The 21,620-nt window shown below is 69.2% G+C and carries 30 protein-coding genes; all 30 read left to right on the top strand.

What is annotated here, in order from left to right; translation table 11 throughout:
* On the top strand, positions 1–372 hold a 372-nt coding region (locus ACWDO5_RS28950; RefSeq protein WP_450533337.1), incomplete at its 5' end, for a hypothetical protein.
* Positions 369–3,062, top strand: coding sequence for a hypothetical protein (locus ACWDO5_RS28945; RefSeq protein WP_450533336.1), 2,694 nt, complete (start codon positions 369–371; stop codon positions 3,060–3,062). The genes ACWDO5_RS28950 and ACWDO5_RS28945, both read left to right, overlap by 4 nt.
* Before the next feature lie 240 nt (positions 3,063–3,302).
* The gene (locus tag ACWDO5_RS28940) at positions 3,303–3,887 is read left to right on the top strand and encodes an N-acetyltransferase family protein (protein ID WP_450533335.1); all 585 of its coding nucleotides are present in this window, start codon (positions 3,303–3,305) and stop codon (positions 3,885–3,887) included.
* Positions 3,884–4,543: a hypothetical protein gene (locus ACWDO5_RS28935; RefSeq protein ID WP_450533334.1), complete on the top strand. Its 660-nt coding sequence runs from the start codon at positions 3,884–3,886 to the stop codon at positions 4,541–4,543. The genes ACWDO5_RS28940 and ACWDO5_RS28935 overlap by 4 nt, the downstream gene beginning before the upstream one ends.
* Positions 4,544–5,113: 570 nt before the next feature.
* The gene (locus tag ACWDO5_RS28930) at positions 5,114–5,395 is read left to right on the top strand and encodes a hypothetical protein (protein WP_450533333.1); all 282 of its coding nucleotides are present in this window, start codon (positions 5,114–5,116) and stop codon (positions 5,393–5,395) included.
* The gene (locus ACWDO5_RS28925; RefSeq protein ID WP_450533332.1) at positions 5,392–5,772 is read left to right on the top strand and encodes a hypothetical protein; all 381 of its coding nucleotides are present in this window, start codon (positions 5,392–5,394) and stop codon (positions 5,770–5,772) included. The genes ACWDO5_RS28930 and ACWDO5_RS28925 overlap by 4 nt, the downstream gene beginning before the upstream one ends.
* On the top strand, positions 5,769–6,140 hold the full coding sequence (locus tag ACWDO5_RS28920; protein ID WP_450533331.1) for a DUF6907 domain-containing protein: 372 nt from the start codon (positions 5,769–5,771) through the stop codon (positions 6,138–6,140). The genes ACWDO5_RS28925 and ACWDO5_RS28920 overlap by 4 nt, the downstream gene beginning before the upstream one ends.
* Positions 6,137–6,466 (top strand): hypothetical protein, encoded by a 330-nt coding sequence (locus tag ACWDO5_RS28915; RefSeq protein ID WP_450533330.1) that lies wholly within the window; start codon positions 6,137–6,139, stop codon positions 6,464–6,466. Before ACWDO5_RS28920 ends, ACWDO5_RS28915 begins: the two co-directional genes overlap by 4 nt.
* Before the next feature lie 99 nt (positions 6,467–6,565).
* Positions 6,566–6,730, top strand: a complete 165-nt coding sequence (locus ACWDO5_RS28910) for a hypothetical protein (protein WP_450533328.1) — start codon at positions 6,566–6,568, stop codon at positions 6,728–6,730.
* A gap of 12 nt (positions 6,731–6,742) precedes the next feature.
* Positions 6,743–7,042, top strand: coding sequence for a hypothetical protein (locus ACWDO5_RS28905; protein ID WP_450533327.1), 300 nt, complete (start codon positions 6,743–6,745; stop codon positions 7,040–7,042).
* Between the two features lie 5 nt (positions 7,043–7,047).
* Complete coding sequence (locus ACWDO5_RS28900) at positions 7,048–7,668, top strand: hypothetical protein (protein ID WP_450533326.1); 621 nt, start codon at positions 7,048–7,050, stop codon at positions 7,666–7,668.
* A 434-nt stretch (positions 7,669–8,102) separates the two neighbouring features.
* Positions 8,103–8,279, top strand: coding sequence for a hypothetical protein (locus ACWDO5_RS28895; protein WP_450533325.1), 177 nt, complete (start codon positions 8,103–8,105; stop codon positions 8,277–8,279).
* Between the two features lie 178 nt (positions 8,280–8,457).
* Positions 8,458–9,048 (top strand): hypothetical protein, encoded by a 591-nt coding sequence (locus ACWDO5_RS28890; RefSeq protein WP_450533324.1) that lies wholly within the window; start codon positions 8,458–8,460, stop codon positions 9,046–9,048.
* A gap of 169 nt (positions 9,049–9,217) precedes the next feature.
* Entirely contained in the window at positions 9,218–9,568 is a 351-nt protein-coding gene (locus ACWDO5_RS28885; protein WP_450533323.1) for a hypothetical protein, read from the top strand.
* A gap of 235 nt (positions 9,569–9,803) precedes the next feature.
* On the top strand, positions 9,804–9,935 hold the full coding sequence (locus tag ACWDO5_RS28880; protein WP_450533322.1) for an HNH endonuclease signature motif containing protein: 132 nt from the start codon (positions 9,804–9,806) through the stop codon (positions 9,933–9,935).
* A 178-nt stretch (positions 9,936–10,113) separates the two neighbouring features.
* Positions 10,114–10,584 carry a hypothetical protein gene (locus ACWDO5_RS28875; RefSeq protein WP_450533320.1) on the top strand — a complete coding sequence of 157 codons (471 nt, stop codon included), beginning with the start codon at positions 10,114–10,116 and terminating at the stop codon, positions 10,582–10,584.
* The gene (locus ACWDO5_RS28870) at positions 10,568–12,196 is read left to right on the top strand and encodes a hypothetical protein (protein ID WP_450533319.1); all 1,629 of its coding nucleotides are present in this window, start codon (positions 10,568–10,570) and stop codon (positions 12,194–12,196) included. The genes ACWDO5_RS28875 and ACWDO5_RS28870 overlap by 17 nt, the downstream gene beginning before the upstream one ends.
* Positions 12,197–12,207: 11 nt before the next feature.
* Positions 12,208–13,698, top strand: a complete 1,491-nt coding sequence (locus ACWDO5_RS28865; RefSeq protein WP_450533318.1) for a phage portal protein — start codon at positions 12,208–12,210, stop codon at positions 13,696–13,698.
* Positions 13,695–14,663, top strand: coding sequence for a VG15 protein (locus ACWDO5_RS28860; RefSeq protein WP_450533317.1), 969 nt, complete (start codon positions 13,695–13,697; stop codon positions 14,661–14,663). Before ACWDO5_RS28865 ends, ACWDO5_RS28860 begins: the two co-directional genes overlap by 4 nt.
* A gap of 46 nt (positions 14,664–14,709) precedes the next feature.
* Positions 14,710–15,432 carry a hypothetical protein gene (locus ACWDO5_RS28855; protein WP_450533315.1) on the top strand — a complete coding sequence of 241 codons (723 nt, stop codon included), beginning with the start codon at positions 14,710–14,712 and terminating at the stop codon, positions 15,430–15,432.
* A 30-nt stretch (positions 15,433–15,462) separates the two neighbouring features.
* Positions 15,463–16,314, top strand: coding sequence for a N4-gp56 family major capsid protein (locus tag ACWDO5_RS28850; protein ID WP_450533314.1), 852 nt, complete (start codon positions 15,463–15,465; stop codon positions 16,312–16,314).
* On the top strand, positions 16,314–16,649 hold the full coding sequence (locus ACWDO5_RS28845) for a hypothetical protein (protein WP_450533313.1): 336 nt from the start codon (positions 16,314–16,316) through the stop codon (positions 16,647–16,649). The genes ACWDO5_RS28850 and ACWDO5_RS28845 overlap by 1 nt, the downstream gene beginning before the upstream one ends.
* A gap of 12 nt (positions 16,650–16,661) precedes the next feature.
* Complete coding sequence (locus ACWDO5_RS28840) at positions 16,662–17,258, top strand: hypothetical protein (protein ID WP_450533312.1); 597 nt, start codon at positions 16,662–16,664, stop codon at positions 17,256–17,258.
* Positions 17,255–17,602 carry a phage head completion protein gene (locus tag ACWDO5_RS28835; RefSeq protein WP_450533311.1) on the top strand — a complete coding sequence of 116 codons (348 nt, stop codon included), beginning with the start codon at positions 17,255–17,257 and terminating at the stop codon, positions 17,600–17,602. The genes ACWDO5_RS28840 and ACWDO5_RS28835 overlap by 4 nt, the downstream gene beginning before the upstream one ends.
* Before the next feature lies 1 nt (position 17,603).
* On the top strand, positions 17,604–17,978 hold the full coding sequence (locus ACWDO5_RS28830) for an HK97-gp10 family putative phage morphogenesis protein (RefSeq protein ID WP_450533310.1): 375 nt from the start codon (positions 17,604–17,606) through the stop codon (positions 17,976–17,978).
* Positions 17,975–18,397 (top strand): DUF3168 domain-containing protein, encoded by a 423-nt coding sequence (locus ACWDO5_RS28825; protein WP_450533308.1) that lies wholly within the window; start codon positions 17,975–17,977, stop codon positions 18,395–18,397. The genes ACWDO5_RS28830 and ACWDO5_RS28825 overlap by 4 nt, the downstream gene beginning before the upstream one ends.
* 70 nt (positions 18,398–18,467) lie before the next feature.
* On the top strand, positions 18,468–18,881 hold the full coding sequence (locus ACWDO5_RS28820; RefSeq protein ID WP_450533307.1) for a phage tail tube protein: 414 nt from the start codon (positions 18,468–18,470) through the stop codon (positions 18,879–18,881).
* Positions 18,882–18,893: 12 nt separating this feature from the next.
* The gene (locus tag ACWDO5_RS28815; RefSeq protein ID WP_450533306.1) at positions 18,894–19,295 is read left to right on the top strand and encodes a hypothetical protein; all 402 of its coding nucleotides are present in this window, start codon (positions 18,894–18,896) and stop codon (positions 19,293–19,295) included.
* 20 nt (positions 19,296–19,315) lie between these two features.
* On the top strand, positions 19,316–19,693 hold the full coding sequence (locus ACWDO5_RS28810; protein WP_450533304.1) for a phage tail assembly protein T: 378 nt from the start codon (positions 19,316–19,318) through the stop codon (positions 19,691–19,693).
* A complete protein-coding gene (locus tag ACWDO5_RS28805; protein ID WP_450533303.1) occupies positions 19,611–21,536 on the top strand; it encodes a phage tail tape measure protein in 1,926 nt (641 codons plus the stop codon). Before ACWDO5_RS28810 ends, ACWDO5_RS28805 begins: the two co-directional genes overlap by 83 nt.
* Positions 21,537–21,620 lie beyond the last annotated feature (84 nt).

The following is a 21,620-nucleotide window of genomic DNA, read 5'->3' as shown; positions in this document are numbered from 1 at the left end:
GCGCGCCCGGGCCCGGACCTGTGGAGTGGTCCGGGCCCGAGCGCGCACCACGAACACCCCTCCGGCACGAGAGAAAGCCACTCGTTCGTGAACCCCACCGCACCCCCGCTCTTCGGCGAGGCCCCGGCCGCCGCAGCTCCCACGCGCGGCCTGGCCCCAGCACACGCGCGCATCGTCACCACCGGCACGCCGGACATGGCCGACCGAGAGCAGCGCCACCTGCTCCTCCTCGTCGTGGACTGCCCGTACTGCGACTGCCAGCACATCCACCCCGCCGGCCACGCCGGAACGCCGCGCCTGTGCATCCGCCGTTCCCGCTGCGTCGGCACACCGGGCGGCGCGTACTTCTTCCCCGAGGTGGTACACCAGTGACCGACGCCCAGCACCAGCCAGCCGCGGACGAGAAACTCATCCGCGACACGCTGGCGTACCAGTACCAGGGCGTGCCCGGTCTCATCAGCATCTGCTCCGACGCCGACAAATGGGTCGGCCGGCGCTTCCCCACCGACGAGGCGGGCATCGCGGCCGCCACCGCCTACGTCATGCAGCTCGACCGACGCCAACCGAAAGGCATCTACAGCCAGGTCACCACGCTCCGCGAAGACCCGCCGAAGGGCCGCGGCGGAAAGGAGCTCGCCCACGCAGTCACCTGGCTGTGGGCCGATGGCGACTTCGGCAAGCTCGGGCACAAGCCGGGCCTCGACGACCTGCCCCACCCAGCCGACGCCGAACACGTCCGTGACATCGTCCTCGCCGCAGGCCTGCCCGAGCCGACTGGCTGGGTTCTGTCCGGCGGCGGCTGCAACCCCGTGTGGATGCTCGACCAGCCGCACATCATCAGCGACGAAGCCGACCGAGTCGCGACCGAGCAGATCACCGCCGGACTGCAAGCCGTACTCGGTGCCACGGCGTACGGACACGGCTGCGGGTGGGACACCCAGGTCGGCAACCTCGACCGGCTCATGCGCCTGCCCGGCACCGTGAACCGCAAGGGTGACCAGCAGCGGACGACCACCAGTCTGGTGGGCTCGGGCGAGCTCGTCCCGCTCGACGTCATGCGCAAGGCGGTCGCGCACCTGGAGCCGAACGCCCGGGCTGTGCTCGACAAAGCGGCGGCCGAGAAGCGGGCCAGGCAAGACGAGCGCACCGGTCGGGCAACCGTGCCGCCGCCTCGCGCGGCACGCACCCATGCGGGCCTCGGCACCGGCGCCAGCGTGTTCGACATCCTCGCCGCTGGTCTGTCGTTCCGCGATGTGCTGGAGCCTGCGGGCTGGACGTACCGCGGCAGCAGCGGCGGCCGAGACAAGTGGCTGCGCCCGGCTGGAGCCGAGGGCGCGGCGGACAGCGATTACAGCCTCATCTGCGACGACCACGTAGCGGTCAACTGGTCCGAGCGGTCCGGCCTGCCCGTCGGTCAGCAGCCCTCGGGTCGCAAGCTCACCGTCCCCACCCTGTGGGCACACCTGCACTACAGCGGGAACGAGAGCGAGGCGGCCCGCGATGTCCTGCGGGCCGCGCACGACCAGCCGTGTTCGCCCGCGGCCCGGTCGCTGCCCGCGCCGCTGCTCGCCGAGGTTCAGCGCCGGTGCCGGCCGCCGCGCACCGAGACCCCGCGTCAGGATCCGCCGCCCCCGCCGGAAGAGGACATGTGGGCGGCCCTTGATGAGCCGGAGCCGGAGCACGGTCACGCGAACGACGAGCCGTCCGAGTCGCGGCGCATGCCGGGGCTGCTGCCTGAGGAGTTCTACGCCGCCAGGCCGGAGCTCCAGCAGATCCGGCAGGCCGCGCACTCCCGCAACCGCTCGGGCGACGTCGCTTTCTACGCCACGCTGGCCCGGCTGTCCGGCATGGTGCCGCACTTCATCCGCGCGGACACCGGCGTCGCCGACTTCGTGTCCCTGAACCTGTTCGCCGCGATTGTCGGCCCGTCCGGCGCAGGAAAGTCCACGGGTGTCCAGGTCGGCAAGCGCCTGCTCACCCCACACGGACGCATGGACTTCCGCGACGGGCTGCCCATCGGGTCTGGCGAGGGCATAGCTGAAGTCTTCATGGGGACCACCGAAGAATCCACGGGCGAGATCCACAAAGGCGGGCCGAAGAAGGGCGATCCGGTCATGGCCACTGTCCGGGCGCAGGTCCGACACAACGCGTTCTTCTACGTCGACGAGGGCGCCACCCTCACCCGGCTGATGACGGAACGCTCCGGCTCCACCCTCGGCGAGACGCTGCGCAGCGCTGCCGTCGGGCAGACCCTCGGCCAGACCAATGCCAGCAAGGACAACAGCCGTTACATCCCGGGCGGCTCGTACAGCCTCGGGCTGCTGGTCGGCTTCCAGCCGGAGACCGCGGCCCCGCTCTTCGAGGAGGTCGCCGAGGGCACCCCGCAGCGGTTCCTGTGGGGCGTCGTCAACGACCCGTCCATCCCGGACGAACCGTGCCCATGGCCCGGCGAGCTGCATGAGTGGCGCAACGCGATCACCACCGACGGCGAAAAGCTGATCACCAGCACGACACACATCACCTTCGACCCGCAGATCACCACCGAGCTCCGCCGGATCGACCTCGCCAACGCCCGCGGCGAATCCCTGCCGGATGGTCCCGGGCCGCTCGACTCCCACGCACCCCTGATGAAGATCAAGGTCTCGTCGCTGCTCGCCATCCTGTCCGGCAGGCTTCACGTCACGGCCGACGACTGGGCCCTTGCCGAAATGGTCTGGCGCGCGTCCTGCGCCGCCCGGGACTGGGTCATCGCCTACGCCGAGAGGCAGCGCCGAACCGAGACCGAGAAGCGCACGCAGGCCCGGATCGTGGAAGAGGTCCGCCTCGACCAGGCCCGGCTCGCCGCGGACGAGGCGCGTGTCGACAAGAAAGTGGACCGTGTCTCGGTCCGCCTCGCGAGCCTCGTGCACGCCAGCGGCGAGACCACGAGGAAGGAGGTCAGGGCCAAGTTCGCCGGCCGAGACAAGAAGTACATCGGCGATGGAATCGCCCTGGCGGTTCTGCGGGACTGGGTGGTGGATTCGGGCGGCAAGCTCGCGGCTGGCCGGTCCCGTCCCTCCTGACGCGAGGGGGGGACAGGGGGGACACATGTCCCCCCTTCCCCGGGCTCCCGAATCAAGATTCGTTACACCCGCTAACTATCCAAAGCTCAACTAACGCTCTGACCAGCATAAATAAAGAGAAGAGAAGAAATTTCTTTGACTTGCGTAGCGCGCGAGCCGCCGGGACACAGACCCCTGTCCCCCTGTCCCCCTGTCCCCCCTCCGTCCCCCCTGGGACCCACACCCGAGGAGCCATACAGGATGAACGAGAAGCAGTCCATGACCACGGAGTCCTTCAACCCCTACGCGGACGATGACGTCACCACGCTCACCGCCATGTACGAGGCCTTCCTCCTCGAGGAGTTGCAGCGCACCGGCGAGTTCGCCCTCGGCGTCCCCGTCGCCACATGGCTGGAGACAGTCATCATCCGGATCGACGGCGAGCCCGCCGGCTTCTGCGCCATCGACTTCCCCCGGCGCTCCGTCGAGCTCATCTACGTGGCGCCCGATCACCGCAGCCGAGGCATCGCCACCGTCCTCCTGGCCGACCTCGCCCGAAGCTGCCCCGACCCCATGCAACTCAAGGCCCCGCTCACCCCCGGAGCCGAAGCCATCGCCGTGAGGCTCGGCCTCGGGCTGGCGCACTCCACCGACGAGCAGCAGGCCACGGCACGGGCCGCGATCACCCGCATGTACCACAGCATCAACCAGCGCTGTCGGCACCGGCGCACGGGCGACCCCAGCAAGCCGTGCAAGCGCTGCGCCCGCACCACCCTGCCGAAGGCCGCAGCCCTGGCCATCGCCAACCACGCGTTTGCCATTCGCACGGGAGGCATGTCGCGATGAACGCCTGCCTGCTGTGCGAGCGGAACGAGACCGACGGCTGCCTCTGCCCCGGCTGCACCCGGGCCACCGCCGAACGCCTTGACCGCATGCCGAAGCTGTACGTCGCGCTCGCCGCGTTCCTCCAGCCCGGCGGCCGAGCGAGCGCGCAGTACGGCCGTACACAGGCTGTGGACGCACCCATGCCCGCCTCAGAACCGGCGTTCAACCTCCGCGGCCCCGGTGGCATCGTCGGCATCCTCGAAGACTGGCGCAGCGCCATGCAGGAAGACCGCGGCTGGAGCGAGCCCGCAGTCGCCCACGACATCGGCCGACGCATCGTCACCGCAGCGCGCGGGCTGCGCCTCAACATCGAGTGGATCTCCAGCAGCTGGCCAATGGCGGGCCAGTTCGCCGAGGAGATCCGCGACCTCGAACGCGACGTGATCTCGATTGTGGATCCACGCGACCCGGCCGCGCGCGGTACCCGGATCGGGACATGCCCGGCGGTGGACGTGAGCGGCAGCATCTGCGGGGCCGTCTTGCGCTACCGCTCCGGGGAGCAGGCGATCACGTGCAGCTGGTGCCTCTGCTCCTTCCCCCCGTCGACCTGGGTGTCGCTGAAGGGCCTGGTGGATTTCGACGAGGCGCGGCAGGAAGCCCGCACGTCGCTTGCCTAGGACGTGCCGTCCTAGTAATGTGGGTCGCGTGCCAACTACCAATTGGCGCGAGCGCGTTGAGGCTGAGAATCAGCGGCAGCGCGAGTTGCGAGGCGAGATCGCAGCAAGCGCCCGAAGGAGAGCGAAAGCTTTCACGGAGGGCGTCTTGGAACTCGGCAGCAAGTCGGCTGTCGCCCGAGAGATCGGGATCGACGTCCGCGCAGTGCGAAGAGCGATCAACGAGTACGGACCGGCGACTGCACCGCCGATCCACTCCCCAACTGAAGATCAACAAAACAAGTAGGCCCCCCGGCTAAGGCGACTGCACCGCCCGCCGAGGGGTGGCTACCCGGCACCCGAACGGCGCACGAACGCCGACCCGGGAACTCGCCCACGAGAGAGACGGAACCTCCTCATGGACCACCCAAATCGTATTGCTAAGGCACTACGAAATGCACGCCAGGCCCCACCCACGCCTGCCCGGCGTCTGATCGCCGTCGGTATCATCCGCCACCACGGCGGCCGCACCACCACGGTGCGAGCCACCGAGGCCGGCGTCACTGGCCGCATCACCCCCACCGGCGGTGCCCGGTGAACGAGACCAACCCGCTCGCCCTCAGCGACGACACGATCACCCTCCTCGGCCAGCTTGCCGACAGGCTCAGCAACCACCGGCCGTACGCCGAGATGCTTGAGCCGACCCGCCTCGCGCAGGCCCTCGTCTTTGCCGAGCGACTCCACGGCCCCACCGAGGCTGCGTTCGCCGCCGAGCAGGACCTCCTCGCCGCCGCCCCGCCCGTCCGCGAGGGGCAGAGCCGCGGCGAGTACGCGGCCCTCCTGCGGCTGATCGCCAATGGGGTGACCGCCCGATGAGCAGCAACCTGCCCGAGCCCGTGGCCCATCTCCTCGCGGCCGTCGTCGAAGCCCTCGACATCCCCCACCCCGCCACGGCCGGCGACAGCGAGAAGCACGGCGAGGTGCTCGCCGACCGCGTCATGCACGCCGTGATCGCGCTGCGCGGCACGCTGGAGGGCCACCCGCTCGGCATCGAGTGGACCACCGATTACCTGCGCGAACGCCTCGCCGAGCACCCGCCCATCGGCTACCGCGCCGCCGGGAGCCCGCGGCCGCAGGCTGCGCCCACCGATGACGAGCCGCTTCTCGACCACCCGCAGTTCGTCGAACTCCCCGACGGCGGCACCCTCATGCGCACCTATGCCCGGACCGACGAGGACGGGAGCCAGGAGTGAGCACCCCGCGTACCGTCACGGTGCCCACCACCGATCACGGCCCGGTCACCATCCCGGAGCCCGTCTGGTGCGCCGGCCACGACGACCGACCCCCTGGCTACCGGGACGACATCATCCACAGCGCCCCGGACGTCGTCATGGGCTTCCGCGGGCACGACATGCTCACCGCAGCCCTCGTCAGCTACCCATACGTCCCGTCGCTCGGCGGGCTGCACATGGGCGTGTCCGTCGCCTTCGGCGGGTTCGGGCAGACCCTCACCCCAGCCGAACTCGACGAGCTCGCCGCGGCCCTGGTCGAGCACGCCGCGACGCTGCGGGCCATGGCCCGCGAGCTCGGTGTGATCCTCGCGCGAAATGAGGGCCAGTGAGTACGCCTCCGCTGCCTGGAAAGGGCCTGTCCGTGAAGACGGACCAGGAGCTGCACGAGGACCTGGCCGTGATGATGGCTGCGGGTATGACCGCCTCCGCTGCGGTCAAGCACGCGGTATCACTCATCGCGTCCGCCTACCGGCAGGCGTGGGCCGCGGGCGCCGTTCCCGAGGGTGAGCAGCCGTGGATCCTCGCGTATCAGGTCGGCCGGTATGACGCGGGTGATACCGCGCGTCATACGCCGCCCCCGGCGTCACACGGAACCAGCGGACCGCGTCATACGCCGCCCTCGGCCCGTCGCACACCCACACCACCCAGCCAGTAGCCCGCACTCCAACACCTTCTGCAGGGGCCTGGCCGCGTGCTTCGTCATACCCGTCGCCACGGCCAGCACCCCGCCCGTCACACCCGACCGGAGCCACTGATGCTCACGTATCACGCGCTCGGCTACTGGGGCCTACCCGGACTCATCGCCGCCGCCCTCCTCCTGCGGATCCTGCCCCGCGACTCAGCCGCCCACCAACTCATCGGCCGCGCTGCGCTGGCCGCACTCCTCCTCATCAGCTTGACCGTCTACCTCTCGTACTAAGGACCCGCGACCGTGAAGACCAGCCTGCTCGCCGCCATCAACACCGCCCACGCGCACACCATGGCCGCACCCGCAGCGCCCGCGGGACCGGGCGGATCCGTTCCCATCTCCGTCCTGCTGATCATCGTGCTGTCCGGCATCGCCTGGTGGATGTTCAAGCACGGCGACAAGACCAAGAAGCTCCACCTCGGGCCCGGCATCGTCTGCCTCGGCCTCGGCCTGTCCCTCTCCGGCACACAACTCGGCACGATGATCGGCCAACTCTTCGCCAGCTTCGCCCAGATGCTCGCCACCTTCGCCGGCAACGTCTGACGCCCATGGCCACCGACCCCGAGGCCGACACCCTCGAACTGCCTCCCGTCCCCGCCTTCGGGAACGGGAGGCCCCGGTGGGCCGCACACCGCATCCACCCGCGCCGCATCGGCCGCGGTCACCACCAACTCGCTGCCAGGCTGCGCAACTGGGTCAAGACCCGGAACACTCCTGGCCGTGTCGCGGGCCTCGGCCTCGGCGCGCTCTTCACCGTCCGCGCCGTCAACCAGGAACCGCGCCTCCTCGCCGCCGCGGCCACCGCCTACGGCATCGCAGCCTGGCGAGCCGGCCGCCCCATACCGCCCACAGCCGAGGAGCTCCAACGCCGGTTCCTCCTCGGCATCCAGCACCTCATCGGCGACCGGCCAGGCATCCATCTCCGCGACCTGTACGACGAGTTCCAAGCCAGGCTCGACGCAACGCACCTCGACGACGCGCGCCTCCGCGCGCTCCTCAACCACTGCCAGGTGCCCATCCACAAGAGCCTGCGCATCGGCGAGACGACCGGCCGCAGCGGCATCAAAGCCACCGACATCAACAACCTCCTCTCCCAGCCCGTAGACACCCCTTCCGAAGGTGTAGACGCAGGTCAAGACGGCGGAGAAGGGGCTGCAGACCGCCCGTAGACCGGGCTGTAGACCACCCTGGAGACCCCATGCGACGCCATATCCATGCCCTGATCACCCTCGCCGCAGACGTGTACTGCGCCGTCTGCGGCTGGTGGTACCCGCCGCACAGCCACTAATTAACGAGAGGATGAGCCCATGACCGACGCCCACGCAGTCCGGCCCCTTACAACCGCCCAACTCATCGAGCTCCACCAGGGCATCGAGCAGCACCAACTAACTGTCCTGAAGGGACTTGGGGATGTCCTCGGCGCCGCTCGGACTCTTCCGCCCTGCCCCGGGTGTGGAGCAGCAGCGACTGAGATCGTGCAGTCCCACAAGCACGTACCGGAGATTGACCTGACGTTCCCTGACTGCGGGCACCGCTTTCGCGCCAGCAGGGATGTTGTGCTGGCAGCGTTCCGCGGGCCGGTCCGTAAGGCGACCATGGAGCCATGACCGAGCCGCTCCTCGTCGACCCCTACGCCGCGTCAGCCGCCACCGGCATCAAGCCCGGCACCATCCGCGTCTGGCTCCACCGCGGCAAACTCACCCACCACGGCCACGACCGCGACGGCCGCGCCCTGGTCGACCTGCACGAACTGCAGCCCCGTGCAGTCAAGTCGGCTTGACCCGCTAGATCGCAGGGTGTAACACTCGGGGCATGTCCAGCGTGCCCGCATACCGCTGACCAGGACTCATGAAGGCCCCGACCATCCCTCCGGTCGGGGCCTTCGCCGTTCCTGTGACGTGATCACCCCACGTGCCCGATGATGACCACTCTCATCACGCAACGTCCTTGGGGGGACCATGCGCACCAGAACCACCGCGGCCACCGCCGTGCTCCTGCTGGCCACGCTCACTGCCTGCGGCAGCGACGCAGCCCCGGAAGCGGAGAACAGCACGACGCCCGCCGCTGCTCCAGCCACCACCGAGCCCGAGGCGGCGCCCAGCCCCACCGAGGTCACCGTCTTCAACTTCGGGGACGCCTGGGAGTTCGAGGGCACCTCCCCTGAAGGTGTGGCCATCGAGGGCTCGGAGACCGTCCTCAGCTACAAGCAGGGCATCCGCTCGATCGTGTCCGCAGACGAAGACGCTGGCACCAACGGCTATGAGTGGGCCGCCCTCGAGCTCAAGACCTGCAGCAGCAAGGGAACCTTCACCGCCAGCACGTACCCGTGGACGCTGTCCTACGAGGACGGCACCCGCATCGAATCGTCCAGCACCACCTACGACGACTTCCCCAAGCCCGAGTACGCCGCCGAGACGAAGCTCGCCGAGGGCAAGTGCGTGCGCGGCAAGGTTGTCTTCGCAGTCCCCGGCAACAGCCGACCCGCCACAGTCGTATACGCCCCCGTCGAACTCGACACCCCGCGGGAATGGACAGTGCCCGCCAAGTAGCAGGGAGGTGAGCGCCCGTGGCTGGCAACCCCCGCAACGGGCGCCCCTACCGCCTCCTCGTCGCCGCAGTCGCCCCTGCCGATCCCCACAGGTCGGGGCCTTCGCCGTACCCCAGCGCTCGCAACCTGACATCCTTGGCACACCCCCCACGCGAACACCTGGGGGACCCATGCGCCGCACCACCGCCTTACTCGCCCTGCTCCTCGCCACCGCCTGCAGCACGACCAGCTCGCCGGCGTACACCGTGGCCAACGAGACCCGGGCAGAGACATCAGGCAGCGCAGACCTGATCCTGCCCGGCGCCACCGAGGGCCAGGCCCGTGCCGCCATCCGCGACTACGCCGCCAGCCTCAACGGCCCGCACCTGCAGCTGTACTACCTCAAGGTCATGCGCACCGAGGACGCGTCCACCTACGTATGCCGAGCCCGCTGGTACAGCGACGAGCACGCATACGCCGGGCACAGCGACCGCACCGAACAGCCCACCAGCTGGCCGCACCTGGCGGTCACCTGCCCCTGAGAGCGAGGCTGTTGTGCCTCGCAAGGCCATGCAGGTCTGCCCGACGCCCGGCTGCCCGAACCTCACGGCCAGCGGACGATGCCCCCCCTGCCTCGCCGACGCCAGGGCAGACCGACCCACCCCCCACTCCCGCGGATACGACCGGCGATGGCGAGACGCCAGCGCCGCGTACCTGCGCGACCACCCGTACTGCGAGTGCGACGAGTGCTCGCCCCTACTCCCGCTGCAGAGGGACGTGGCAACCGAGGTCGATCACATCGACGGACTCGGACCGCTCGGCCCCCGCGGCTACGACCCAGCCAACTGGCAGGCCATGAGCAAGCGGCACCACAGCCGCAAGACCGCCCAAGAGACCTGGGGAACGTGATCACGTCACGGTCCGTGAGCTCGGCTCGGCTCGACCCAGGGGGGTGGCCCCGCCGAGCTGGGGGCGGAACAGCGCGGGGGAGGGCGCTGCCTGGTCCGTCAGGTCAGAGGGTCCACCAGCCGTGACGCAAGGTGACGGCGATCGGTGCTGCGCAAGGCAGCGTTGAGGAGTGATCGAGATGCGTGGCGGACATGCTGCGTCGGGTCCGGCGCCGGACCCGAACGCCCTGCGACGTAACCGGAAGACCGACCAGGCTGGGTGGCGGACGCTGCCAGCCGATGGCCGTACCGGTGAGCTGCCCGAGTGGCCGCTGACCGAGGCGACCGATCGGGAGTGGGACATCTGGACGGACCTGTGGGCGAAGCCGCAGGCGGAGATGTGGGAGGACCTGGGCCAGGTGCTCGAGGTCGCTCTGTTCGCGCGGACGCTCGCCGAGGCTGAGAAGCCGGACGCGCGTGTGGACGTGAAGAAGATGGTGCGGCCGTACCTCGACAGCCTGGGGCTGAGCGTGGCTGGCATGCTGCGGAACCGGTGGCGGATCGCGCCGGCCGCGGAGCTGGAGACTCTGCCGACCACCGAGGGCCCTGCGGTGCGGCGTCCGTCGGCCCGTGACCGGCTGAAGGTCGTGCCCAGTGGCGAAGGGGCCTGACGCAGGGCCCGAGTTCGTCGTCGACTTCCCCACGCTCTGGATCGTGCCGGACTGGATCGAAGCCCACTGCCCGATCCCGGACGGCTTCCGCCAGGGCGAGGACCTGGTGCTGTACCCGTGGCAGCTGTGGTGCATGGCCAACCACTACCGCGTGAAGCCGACGGCGCGTGTCGGGCAGCTGGCGCCGGCGTTCCACTACCGCCGTAGCCAGATCGTTGCTCCGCAGAAGACGGGCAAGGGGCCGTGGTCGGCGTCTATCACGCTGGCCGAGGGCCGCGGTCCGGTCGTGTTCGACGGCTGGGCCAAGGGCGGCGAGAGGTACCGGTGCTCTGACCACGGCTGCGGCTGCGGCTGGTGGTACGACTACCAGCCGGGCGAGCCGATGGGCGTGCCGTGGCCGACGCCGCTGATCCAGCTGACGGCCACGTCCGAGGACCAGGTCGCGAACGTGTACCGGCCGCTGCAGGCGATGGTGAAGTTGGGCCCGTTGTCCGAGGTGATGCGGGTCGGCGAGGAGTTCACGCGTATCGGCGACGACGGCCGTATCGACGTGGTCACCTCGTCCGCCCTGTCACGGCTGGGCAACCCGATCAACTTCGCCATGCAGGACGAGACTGGCCTGTACACCACGGCCAACAAGCTGCGCAGGGTTGCGGAGACCCAGCGCCGCGGCTTGTCGGGCATGGGCGGCAGGTCGATGGAGACCTCGAACGCGTGGGACCCGTCGGAGAACTCGGTGGCGCAGACGACGTCCGAGGCTAAGGCGCGCGACATCTTCCGCTACCACCCGCAGGCGCCGAAGTCCCTGTCCTACGGGGACAAGCGCCAGCGCCGGAAGATTCACAGCATCGTCTACGCGGGATCAACACACGTCGACCTGGACGCGATCGAGGCCGAGGCTGCCGAGATCATGGAGAAGGATCCGGCGCAGGCAGAGCGGTTCTACGGCAACCGGTGCGTGGCCGGCTCCGCATCGTGGCTGGACCTGGCGAAGTGGGCGGCGAAGGCCAAGCCGCAGCGCGTGCGGCCGATGACCCGGATCGTCCTCGGCTTCGACGGCTCCGACATGGACGACTGGACAGCGATCCGGGCCGAGACGATGGACGGCTACCAGTTCACCCCACTGTTCGGGGACGCCGACGAGCCAACGATCTGGAACCCGGCCGATCACGACGGCCAGGTCCCGCGTGCTGAAGTCCGAGCGGCGATGGATCAGCTGATGAACCGGTACGACGTCGTGCGGCTGTACGCGGATCCACCGTACTGGGACACCGAGATCGACGAGTGGGTGGACCTGTACGGGGAGGAGCGCGTCATCCGCTGGCATACGCGCCGCATCGTGCAGATGCACTCGGCGTGTGAGCGGCTGCGGACCGACGTGCTCAAGCGCGACGCAGACGGGTTCACACACGACGGCTGCCCGATCACCGAGTCGCACATCGGCAACACCCGCGCGGCCACGCGCCCGATGGACCGGTACGTGCTCCGCAAGGCGAGCCCTACTCAGAAGATCGACGCCACCATCCCGAGCATCCTCGCTCACGAGGCGCTCGGTGACGTCATCGCCGCAGGCCTGGCCGAGCGGCAGCAGTCCTACTACTACGGCAGTTGAACGGAGGGCTCATGGCCACGGAGGAGCGGGCTCTCCAGCTGGTGTCACTGCTCGAGGCCGAGCTGATGCGGCGGAGCAGCGACATCGAAAGGCACAACGCCTACTACCGGGGCGATCACCCGCTGAAGTTCGCTTCGGACGAGTTCGCCAAGTTCCACGGCAACCGGTACCGCGACTTCAGCGACAACTGGGTTCAGGTGGTGGCGGACTCCCCGGTGGAGCGGATGACCGTCACCGGTTTTCAGGCGGCCGGTGAGATGTCGGCCGACAAGGACCTGTGGAAGGTGTGGCAGGTCAACGGCCTCGATGCCGACTCCCAGCTCGGTTTCCTCGGAGCGGTCACTAGCGGCCGATCCTTCGTGCTGGTGTGGGGTAACCCGAATGACCCGGACATGCCGGTGGTCACCTTCGAGGACGCCAGCCAGTGCATCGTCGCCTACGAGCCGGGCTCGCGGCGGGAGCGCAGGGCGGCGCTGAAGCGCTGGCAGGACGGCGGCCAGGACTTCGCCACGCTCTACCTGCCGAACGAGGTGTGGAAGTTCTGCCGCCCGCACATGGCCAGGAGCGAGGACAAGTCGCCGCAGATGGTCGACGTCGACGAGGAGCTGAAGCGGTGGAAGCCGCGGGACATGGGCGATGAGCCGAACCCGCAGCCCAACCCCATGGGCGTGGTGCCGATGGTGGAACTGCCGAACAAGCCCGTCCTGGCCGGCGACCCCATCAGCGACGTGACCGGGGTGGTCGCCATGCAGGACGCCATCAACCTGCTGTGGGCTCAGCTGTTTACCGCCTCGGACTACGCCAGCTTCCCGCAGCGCGTCATCATGGGCGCCGAACGGCCCGTGCTTCCGGTCCTCAACGCCGAGGGCGTGGTCGTCGGCACCAAGCCCGTGGACATCGAGAAGTTCGCCGTGGACCGCGTGATGATGTTCAACGGCAAGGACGTCCGGATCGGCGAGTGGCAGGCCGCCAACCTCACCATGTACACGGGCCTGATCGAGGTCGCCGTCGGGCACCTCGCCGCCCAGACGAGGACCCCCCAGCATTACCTGATCGGCAAGATGGCCAACCTCGGAGAGGGCGCTCTGCTGGCCGCTGAGACCGGCCTGGTGAAGCGGGTCGAGGAGAAGCACATCTGGGCCGGGCAGGGCCTGCGTGAGGCCGCACGCCTGATCGCCTTGGCCAAGGGTGAGGACGCCAAGGCCGACGCGCTGCGCTCGGGCCGCGTGCTGTGGGCGGATGCTGAGTCGCGCTCGCACGCGCAGATGGCGGACGCGCTGCTGAAGCTGAAGCAGCTGGGCTTCCCCTTCGAGTGGCTGGCCCTGCGGTACGGGCTCACCCCGACTGAGGTCGCCGACGTGGTGGCCATGCGGCAGGCCGAGCTCGAGGCCGACCCGGTCACCGAGCTGACCCGGCAGATGACCGGCGGCGCCGGCCCGATGCCCACCGAAGACGCCCAGCCCGATGACGGCGCGACGGACGACCAGGAGCCGGCGGCATGAGCCCGGCCCCCGAGGCGGTCGCGCACATGGAGGCGAGGCGCCGCCTGGCCGACGCCACCGCACGCGCCACGCACCAGGCCTGGCGTGAGATCGACCGGGACAACATCCATACGTCGTGGCTCCGGCTGCTGGTGCGCGTGCTGGCGATCGTGTCGGGCGGCCAGCTGGCGGCCGCGCAGACAACCGAGCCGTGGCTGCTGGCACTGCTGGGCGTCTCGGATCCAGACCGCCCGGACGCGGACAGTCTCAACCCCGCCGCACTGGTGGGCGTGGACGGAAGCGGCCGGCCGATGGCGCAGGTTCTGATGGCCCCGATGTGGGCCGCGCTGCGACTGGTCACGCAAGGGAAGCCGGTGGCTCAGTCCATGGCGCACGGTCAGGCCCTGCTTGATGCGGTGGTCCGCACGGCCATCGCCGACACGGGCCGCGCGGCCGACTCGGTAGGGATGATCAGCCGTCCGGCTGTGACGTCCTACGTGCGCGTCGTGGAGGGCGGGGCGTGCTCGCGCTGCCTGGTCCTGGCGGGACGCGAGTACGGCGTCAGCACGGGCTTTGCCCGGCATCCTCGCTGCTCCTGCGGCATGGAGCCGGTGACCCGCGAGCACCGGCCGAAGCCGACCAGCGTGGAGACCGTGTTCAAGTCGATGTCGGATGCCGAGAAGAAGAAGGCGTTCGGCGAGGCGGCCGTGAAGGCGATCGACGCTGGCGCGGACATTGCGCAGGTCGTCAACGCCCGCCGCGGCATGAGCTCAGCCACGGTGTTCGGCCGCAAGCTGCAGACCACCAGCGAGGGCATCACGCGCCGGGGCATCGCCGGGAAGCGCCTGAAGAACTTCGAGAAGGTGCCCGGCCAGCGGTACCGGGTCTCGAAGACGCCACGCCTGATGCCTGAAGAGATCTTCCGCCTGTCCGACAACCGCGAGCACGCGGTGCGGCTACTGCGGCAGCACAGCTACATCGTCTGACGCCCGCGCGCAACGCCCGGGCCCACACCCGCAACGGGAGTCCCCTATGGACCGCAACACCCTGCCCCGCCACGCCCGCGCGCACGCGCCCGGGTGGGCTCACCCGTACCCGGCCAGCCCGTGGTCGCCCGTCTTCTACGCCGACGGCGACGAGCCGGACCCAGACGCCAACGAGGGCGACGAGCCCGAAGGGGACGAGCCGGACCCGGCCGACGGAGACCAGGACGGCGACGAGCCGGACCCCGACGGTGCCGAGGACCTGGGCGACAAGGGCAAGCGGGCGCTCGCGTCCATGAAGGGCAAGTGGCGGGCGGAGCGCGACCGGGCCAGGGAGCTCGAGCAGCGCCTGGCCGACAAGGACGGCGTCGACGAGGCAGAGCAGGTCCGCCGCAAGGCGGAGACTGACGCTCTCGCGAAGGCCAACGCCCGGATCATCCGGGCCGAGGTGAAGGCTGCGGCCGCGGGCAAGCTCGCGGACCCCGCCGACGCCTACCGCTTCATCGACCTCGACCAGTTCGAGGTCGACGACGACGGCAACATCGACGGCGACGAGGTCACCGAAGCGATCGAGGATCTCATCAAGTCCAAGCCCTACCTCGCTGCCGCAACGGCGAAGAGGTTCCAGGGCACTGGCGACGGCGGAGCAGCGCGCAAGGCGCCTCGGCCCAAGCAGCTGTCCAGGCAGGACCTCAAAACCATGACACCTGCGCAGATCGTCAAAGCCAAGGCCGATGGCCGCCTTGACGACGCGCTCGGAGCCGCTGGCTAAGACCCGGCGGCAAGCGAGGAGAGACCCACCATGGCCGTTAGCGCCTTCATCCCCGAAGTCTGGACCGCCGAACTCCTGGTTGCGCTGGAGAGGGCTCACGTCTACGGCGCCCCCGGCGTCGTCAACCGTGACTACGAGGGCGACATCGCCCAGTACGGCGACACCGTCCACATCACGTCCCTGGCCGAGCCGACCATCGGTACCTACACGGCCCACACGGACATCACCATCGAGGACGTCGACGACGCCGACCTGACGCTGCTCATCAACCAGTCCAAGTACTTCGCGTTCGAGGTCGACGACGTGGAGAAGCGGCAGGCCCGCAACGGCGGCGCGCTCCTCACCGAGCAGGCCCGCAAGGCGGCCTACAAGCTGCGGGACGTCGCCGACACGCACGTCGCCGGCCTCATGGCCGCGGGCGTGGACGCGGGCAACCTGATCGCGGAGGCCACCCTGTCCACCGCGGCCGCGGCCTACGACCTGCTGGTGGACCTGGGCACCCGCCTGGACGAAGACGACGTCCCGTCCGATGGCCGCTGGGCGGTTGTCACGCCGAAGTTCCACGGCCTCCTGCAGAAGGACGCCCGCTTCGTGTCCGCCGGTGACGACGCGGCGGCGATGACCCGTGCGAACGGCGTCATCGGCTCGGCCGCCGGGTTCTCCCTGCGCAAGTCCAACAACGCCCCGAACGGTCCGGGCGCGGGCGCGGGCAAGCTCATCATCGCCGGGTACGGCGGCGCGGTGACGTTCGCCGAGCAGATCAACAAGACCGAGGCGACCCGTAAGGAGAAGGGCTTCGCGGACATCGTGAAGGGCCTGCACCTGTACGGCGGCAAGGTCGTTCGCCCGACCGGCCTCGCCGCGGCGGACGTGATCATCTGATGAAGAACGGTGACGAGATCCGTCTCCGTGGCCCGGCCGGCGCACTGTTCATGGTGACCGTCGGCCCGGCCTTCACCGAGGCGGACATTAGGGCGCGACTCAAGACCGGCGAGTGGTCTTACCCGGACGACAAGCCGCAGGCCACGCCCGAGCCGGAGGCCGAGGCCGGTGCGGAGACGCCGCGGGAGCCCGAGGCCCCTGCCGTGGACCCGGACCGCCCCGGCGTCAACGCGCCGAAGTCCGAGTGGGTCGCCCACGTGGCCCGCACCAAGCACATGTCCATCGAGGACGCGTCCAACTACACCAAGGCTGATCTCATCGAGATGGCCAGCTGACGGGAGGCCACCGTGGCACTGGAACCCCTGGCAACGGTGGCCGACCTCGAGGCCCGCGGCCTGACCGTGGACGCCTCGGAGACCGCCATCGTCGCGGTGTACCTGGACGTCGCATCAACGGCCGTGCGTGAGGCGGCCGGTACGCCGATCTCGGAGACGACATCGACGGTCACGGTGGAGGGCGAGGCGGACCAGCGGCTGAAGCTGCCTGGTCTGCCGATCTCCGCCGTAGCCACGGTCGAGCTGGACGGCGTGGCGGTGACGGACTGGCGGCTGCGCTCACAGCGACTGTGGCGGGCCGCCGGCTGGACCGCGTGCGGCGGGCCGTCTGAGGTGGAGGTCACCTACACACACGGCATGGCGGCGGTGCCCTCGGACATCGTCGACCTGGTGTGCCGGATGACCGCGGCCGCCCTCGTGTCGTACCGCTCGGAGGAAGGCGGCACGGGCCTGGCCGCAGACAAGGTCCTCACGTCCGAGCGGCTCGGGGACTGGGCCGCCACCTACGGCAACGACGGCCGCATCACCGAGATGGACCTGCCGCAGTATCTGCGCGAGCGCCTGGCGGCTCGCTTCGGCGGCGGCGTGGACCTGTTGAGGTCGCGGTGAGCGGCATCGGCCGGCACCTGAACCGGCAGCTCGAGGTGTGGCGGCCGACGACCGTGGGCGACGGGGCCGGCGGGGAGGAGACGACATTGGTCCTGCAGGGCACCGTCCGGGCCAAGGTCGACCAGCCGTCCCCCACCGAGCGGCTGACGGCCGCACAGGCGGGCTCGAAGCACTCGCACGACGTGTTCCTGCTGCCCACCGCGGACGTCCTGCGAGGCGACGAGCTGCGCGGCACGGACGGGCTGGGCCAGGCCCAGGTGTTCCGGACGCTGTCCGTCGTGCAGCCGTCCCGCCCCGTGTACTCGAAAGCCCTCTGCGAGCTGATCCAGGAAGCAGGAGGCTGACATGGCCCGACGTGGCAACCGCGTGACGATCGAGGGAATCGACCAACTGCGGGACCGCCTGGAGGAACTCGCGCCCACGATCCTGGCCGCCGCGAAGCGCGCGGTGAGGGACTCGGCGGTAGCCATACGGGAGGACACCCGCCGCAGCGTGCGGGTGGACACCGGGAACCTGCGGGACAAAGTCGCCTTCTACCCGGAAGACGACGGGCTGCGCGCCGAGGTGGGCTGGCGGGACCGCAGCGACTGGTACGCGTCCCTGCACGAGCACGGAACCCGCCGCATCCCCGCCAAGCCAGCGCTGGGGCCGGCGACCGAGACCGAGCGCGGCAAGTTCCCCGACCGGGTCCGGACCGAGATACAGAGGGACCTGTCGTGACCACCGCCCCGGCCCCGATGCTGCCGGTACAGCAGGCCATCTACAACCGGCTGACAGGCAACTCCCCGCTGATGGGCACGATCACGGGCGTGTTCGACTACGTCCCCGAGGATGACGTCACCTATCCGTTCGTGGTGATCGGCGAGGCGGTCGAGACGCCCGACAATCGGCACGGCGGCTTCGGCCGGCAGACCGTGGTGACGCTGCACGTGTGGTCGAAGTACCGCGGCCACAGCAAGGGCCTGGCCATCGCGGCGAAAATCACGGCACTGCTGGATCACCAGCCGTTGACCATCACCGGCCTGGACTGGATCGCCACCCGCTTCGAGTTCTCGCAGACGCTGACCGACCCGGAGCCCCCGGGCGACATTCGGCACGTCGTCCTGCGGTACCGAGTCGTCACCGAACAGTCCGACTGACCCCGCCCCGAACACCCCGCCCCGAGCCGTGCGGCCCGGGGCTTTCTCATGCGCAGAACAGGAGACAGCCATGGCCGGAATGGACGGCTTCGGAGTACAGCTCAAGCGCGGCGACGGCGCGGGACCCGAGGTGTTCACCGCGCTCGCCGACATCACCAACCTGTCGGGTCCGGGCCTGTCCCGGAACACCATCGACGTCACCTCGCACGGCAGCCCGAACGCCTACATGGAGTTCCTCGGCGGGCTCAAGGATGCGGGCGAGGTCAGCGTCGATATCAACTACCAGCCGGCCGTGCACGACGTGCTGGTGGACGACTTCGACGACACCGCGCCGCGGAACTACCAGATCGTCTTCCCGGACACACCCGCGACGACCTGGGCCATCAAGGCGATCCTGACCGGCTTCGAGCCGTCCGCGCCCTACGACGACAAGCTCTCAGCCTCCCTCACCTTCAAGATCTCCGGCAAGCCGACCATCTCCTAGGAACGGATCATCATGGCTCTGCTCACCAAAGACCAGATCAACGCGGCCGATGACCGCCAGTGGGAAGACGTCGACGTCCCCGAGTGGGGCGGCGAGGTGCGCATCTGCGGCCTGTCCGGCTCCGAGCGCAACGCCTACCAGTCGTCCCTGATCGTGACCGGCTCGAACGGCTCCGTGCAGCGGCTGAACCTCACCGACCAGATGGCGAAGCTCCTGGCCAAGTCCCTGGTCGACGAGAACTTCGAGCGCCTGTACACGGACAAGGAGGTCAAGGACCTGGGCAAGAAGAACGGCGCCGTCATGGAACGCCTGATGAAGGTGGCCCAGCGCCTGTCCGGCCTCCGCAAGGAAGACGTGGAGGACGCAGAGGGAAACTCCGACGCCGCCCAGAGCGGCGCTTCTACCACCGACTAGCGCTCGAGCTGGGCTGCACCGTGCGGGAGTTGCTGGCCCGCTGCAGCTCGCGGGAGCTCACCGAGTGGATGGCCTACGAGCGGATCTCCGGCCCGCTCGGTCCGGAGCGCGCGGACCTTCACATGGCCATCCTCGCCGCGACCGTCTCCAACACCGCCCGCGGCAAGGGCCGCAAAGCCGAGCCCAAGGACTTCCTGCCCCAGTGGGACCAGGGTGCCAAGCAGTCCATGAACTGGGAAGACATGCTCGCCGCCGTCAAGACGATGAACAGGCGCCTCGGCGGCGCCGACCTCACGCAGGAAGGAGGCGGTGACGATGGCGCAGACCCTGGCGGAACTGCTGGTGGGCGTAGGGATCGACACGGAGGAGCTGACCACCGGCGCGCAAGGCGCAGCTGACGACGTAGAGAACAGCCTCGGCGGTATCCAGGCGGCGGCCGCCGGCGCCGCGGTGGGCGGCCTGTTCGCGGTCGGCCTGGCGAGCGCCATGGACGCGTCGACCGCCAACGGGAAGCTGACCCGCCAGCTCGGTCTGACGAGGGACGAATCCGCACGCGCCGGAAAGCTCGCCGGTGACGTGTTCTCCCTCGGCTTCGGTGAGTCGATCGACTCTGTCAACGAGGCGATCGGCGCGGTCAGCACCAACATCGGCGGCATGGGTAACGCCACGGATGCCGAGCTGCAGCAGATGACCAAGGGGGCGCTCGCGCTCGCCGACACGTTCGAGTTCGACGTGGGCGAGAGCACTGCAGCCATGGGCACGCTGATCAAGACGGGCATGGCGAAAGACGGCGTCGAGGCGATGGACCTGCTGACGGCCACAGCTCAGAAGCTGCCGCCGGCGTTCCGGGAAGAACTGCCTGCGCTGACCAAGGAGTACGGCGAGTTCTTCGATCAGATGGGGTTCACCGGCCCGGAGATGATGGGCCTGCTGACTGAGGCTGCGAAGAACCCCACGTTCGAGCTCGACAAGATGGGTGACGCCCTCAAGGAGTTCACGCTCCTCATGGCGGACACCGAGAAGGTCAAGCAGCCCCTCGCGGATCTCGGCCTGGACGTCAAGGAAATCCAGAAGCTCATGAACACCGGCCAGGGCACGGAGGCTTTCGACCAGGTCACCACCGCCCTGCGCGGTGTGGAGGACCAGACCGAACGCACTGCGCTCCAAGCGGCCCTGTTCGGCGGCCCTGGTGAGGACATGGGCAACAGCCTGCTGAACCTGAAGGCCACCGGCGCTGACGCGGCGACTGGCCTGGACGACGCGGCCGGGGCGGCGAAGGGACTCACTGACAGCTCGGAGGGTTCGCAGTCCCTCGACGCCATTTGGCGGTCCCTGTCGACGACGCTCGGCGAGATGCTGATGCCGGCGCTGACGCTGCTTGGCGAGTTCATGGCCGAGCACCCTGGACTCATCAAGATCCTGGTGCCGATCCTCCTGGGCCTGGCACTGGCGATCGGTATCGCGGTCATCGCCCAATGGGCCTGGAACACCGCGCTCTGGGCGTTCCCCGGTACGTGGATCATCGCCGGGATCATCGCCCTGATCGCGATCATCGTGCTGATCGTCGTCTACTGGGACGAGATCGCAGCGGCCACTGGGCGTGCCTGGGACTGGATCGTGGGCAAGCTGTCCGGGGCCTGGGACTGGATCACCGCGAAGGTCTCCGGCGTCTGGGACTGGATCAGCGAGAAGATCGGCGGGGCCTGGGACTGGATCGAAACCAAGGTCGGCGAGGGCGTCGACTACGTCATGGCCTACATCAACGAACTGGCCGCGGTACCGGGCCAGGTGGCCGGCTGGTTCGGTGACATCGTCGACTGGGTGGCAGGCCTGCCCGGCCGGATCTCCCGCGCGGCGAGCGGCATGTGGGACGGGATCAAGAACGCGTTCATCGACTCGATCAACTTCCTGATCTGGAAGTGGAACAACCTGAGCTTCACGCTCGGCGGCGGCTCGATCCTGGGCGTCGACATCCCCAGCCTGACCCTGAATACACCGAACATCCCGTACCTGGCAGACGGCGGCATCACCACCGGGCCGACGCTCGCCGTGATCGGCGAGGGCAGTGAGCAGGAAGCTGTCCTGCCGCTGTCCAAGCTGGACGGCATGCTCCGCGGCGTCGCAACCGCAGTGCGCACCACCGGAGACGGCCGAGAGCAGCGCGTCGTCCTGGACGTGACCGGAGCCGACAAGGACATGGTCCGCATGTTCCGCAAGATGGTGCGCACTAAGAACTCCTAACAAAGTGAGAGGTTGACCAGTCGGCGCCAGCAGATGATGCCGCAGGCCAGGCTGAGGAAGGCTTCGTGGATGTCGTCGCGGATC

It is taken from the genome of Streptomyces sp. NPDC000880, from assembly GCF_053599675.1.
Note: the sequence above shows the minus strand (reverse complement) of the source record. Positions and strands in the feature narration are given on the sequence as shown.

Bases quoted from the DNA above. Each gene is read 5' to 3' on its own strand.
- ACWDO5_RS28890 (WP_450533324.1), top strand. From the start codon at position 8,458: ATGCGCACCAGAACCACCGCGGCCACCGCCGTGCTCCTGCTGGCCACG.
- ACWDO5_RS28855 (WP_450533315.1), top strand. From the start codon at position 14,710: ATGGACCGCAACACCCTGCCCCGCCACGCCCGCGCGCACGCGCCCGGG.
- ACWDO5_RS28900 (WP_450533326.1), top strand. From the start codon at position 7,048: ATGGCCACCGACCCCGAGGCCGACACCCTCGAACTGCCTCCCGTCCCC.
- ACWDO5_RS28865 (WP_450533318.1), top strand. From the start codon at position 12,208: ATGGCCACGGAGGAGCGGGCTCTCCAGCTGGTGTCACTGCTCGAGGCC.
- ACWDO5_RS28910 (WP_450533328.1), top strand. From the start codon at position 6,566: ATGCTCACGTATCACGCGCTCGGCTACTGGGGCCTACCCGGACTCATC.
- ACWDO5_RS28875 (WP_450533320.1), top strand. From the start codon at position 10,114: ATGCGTGGCGGACATGCTGCGTCGGGTCCGGCGCCGGACCCGAACGCC.
- ACWDO5_RS28940 (WP_450533335.1), top strand. From the start codon at position 3,303: ATGAACGAGAAGCAGTCCATGACCACGGAGTCCTTCAACCCCTACGCG.
- ACWDO5_RS28845 (WP_450533313.1), top strand. From the start codon at position 16,314: ATGAAGAACGGTGACGAGATCCGTCTCCGTGGCCCGGCCGGCGCACTG.
- ACWDO5_RS28895 (WP_450533325.1), top strand. From the start codon at position 8,103: ATGACCGAGCCGCTCCTCGTCGACCCCTACGCCGCGTCAGCCGCCACC.
- ACWDO5_RS28850 (WP_450533314.1), top strand. From the start codon at position 15,463: ATGGCCGTTAGCGCCTTCATCCCCGAAGTCTGGACCGCCGAACTCCTG.
- ACWDO5_RS28815 (WP_450533306.1), top strand. From the start codon at position 18,894: ATGGCTCTGCTCACCAAAGACCAGATCAACGCGGCCGATGACCGCCAG.
- ACWDO5_RS28885 (WP_450533323.1), top strand. From the start codon at position 9,218: ATGCGCCGCACCACCGCCTTACTCGCCCTGCTCCTCGCCACCGCCTGC.
- ACWDO5_RS28925 (WP_450533332.1), top strand. From the start codon at position 5,392: ATGAGCAGCAACCTGCCCGAGCCCGTGGCCCATCTCCTCGCGGCCGTC.
- ACWDO5_RS28820 (WP_450533307.1), top strand. From the start codon at position 18,468: ATGGCCGGAATGGACGGCTTCGGAGTACAGCTCAAGCGCGGCGACGGC.
- ACWDO5_RS28805 (WP_450533303.1), top strand. From the start codon at position 19,611: ATGGCGCAGACCCTGGCGGAACTGCTGGTGGGCGTAGGGATCGACACG.
- ACWDO5_RS28830 (WP_450533310.1), top strand. From the start codon at position 17,604: ATGGCCCGACGTGGCAACCGCGTGACGATCGAGGGAATCGACCAACTG.
- ACWDO5_RS28935 (WP_450533334.1), top strand. From the start codon at position 3,884: ATGAACGCCTGCCTGCTGTGCGAGCGGAACGAGACCGACGGCTGCCTC.
- ACWDO5_RS28860 (WP_450533317.1), top strand. From the start codon at position 13,695: ATGAGCCCGGCCCCCGAGGCGGTCGCGCACATGGAGGCGAGGCGCCGC.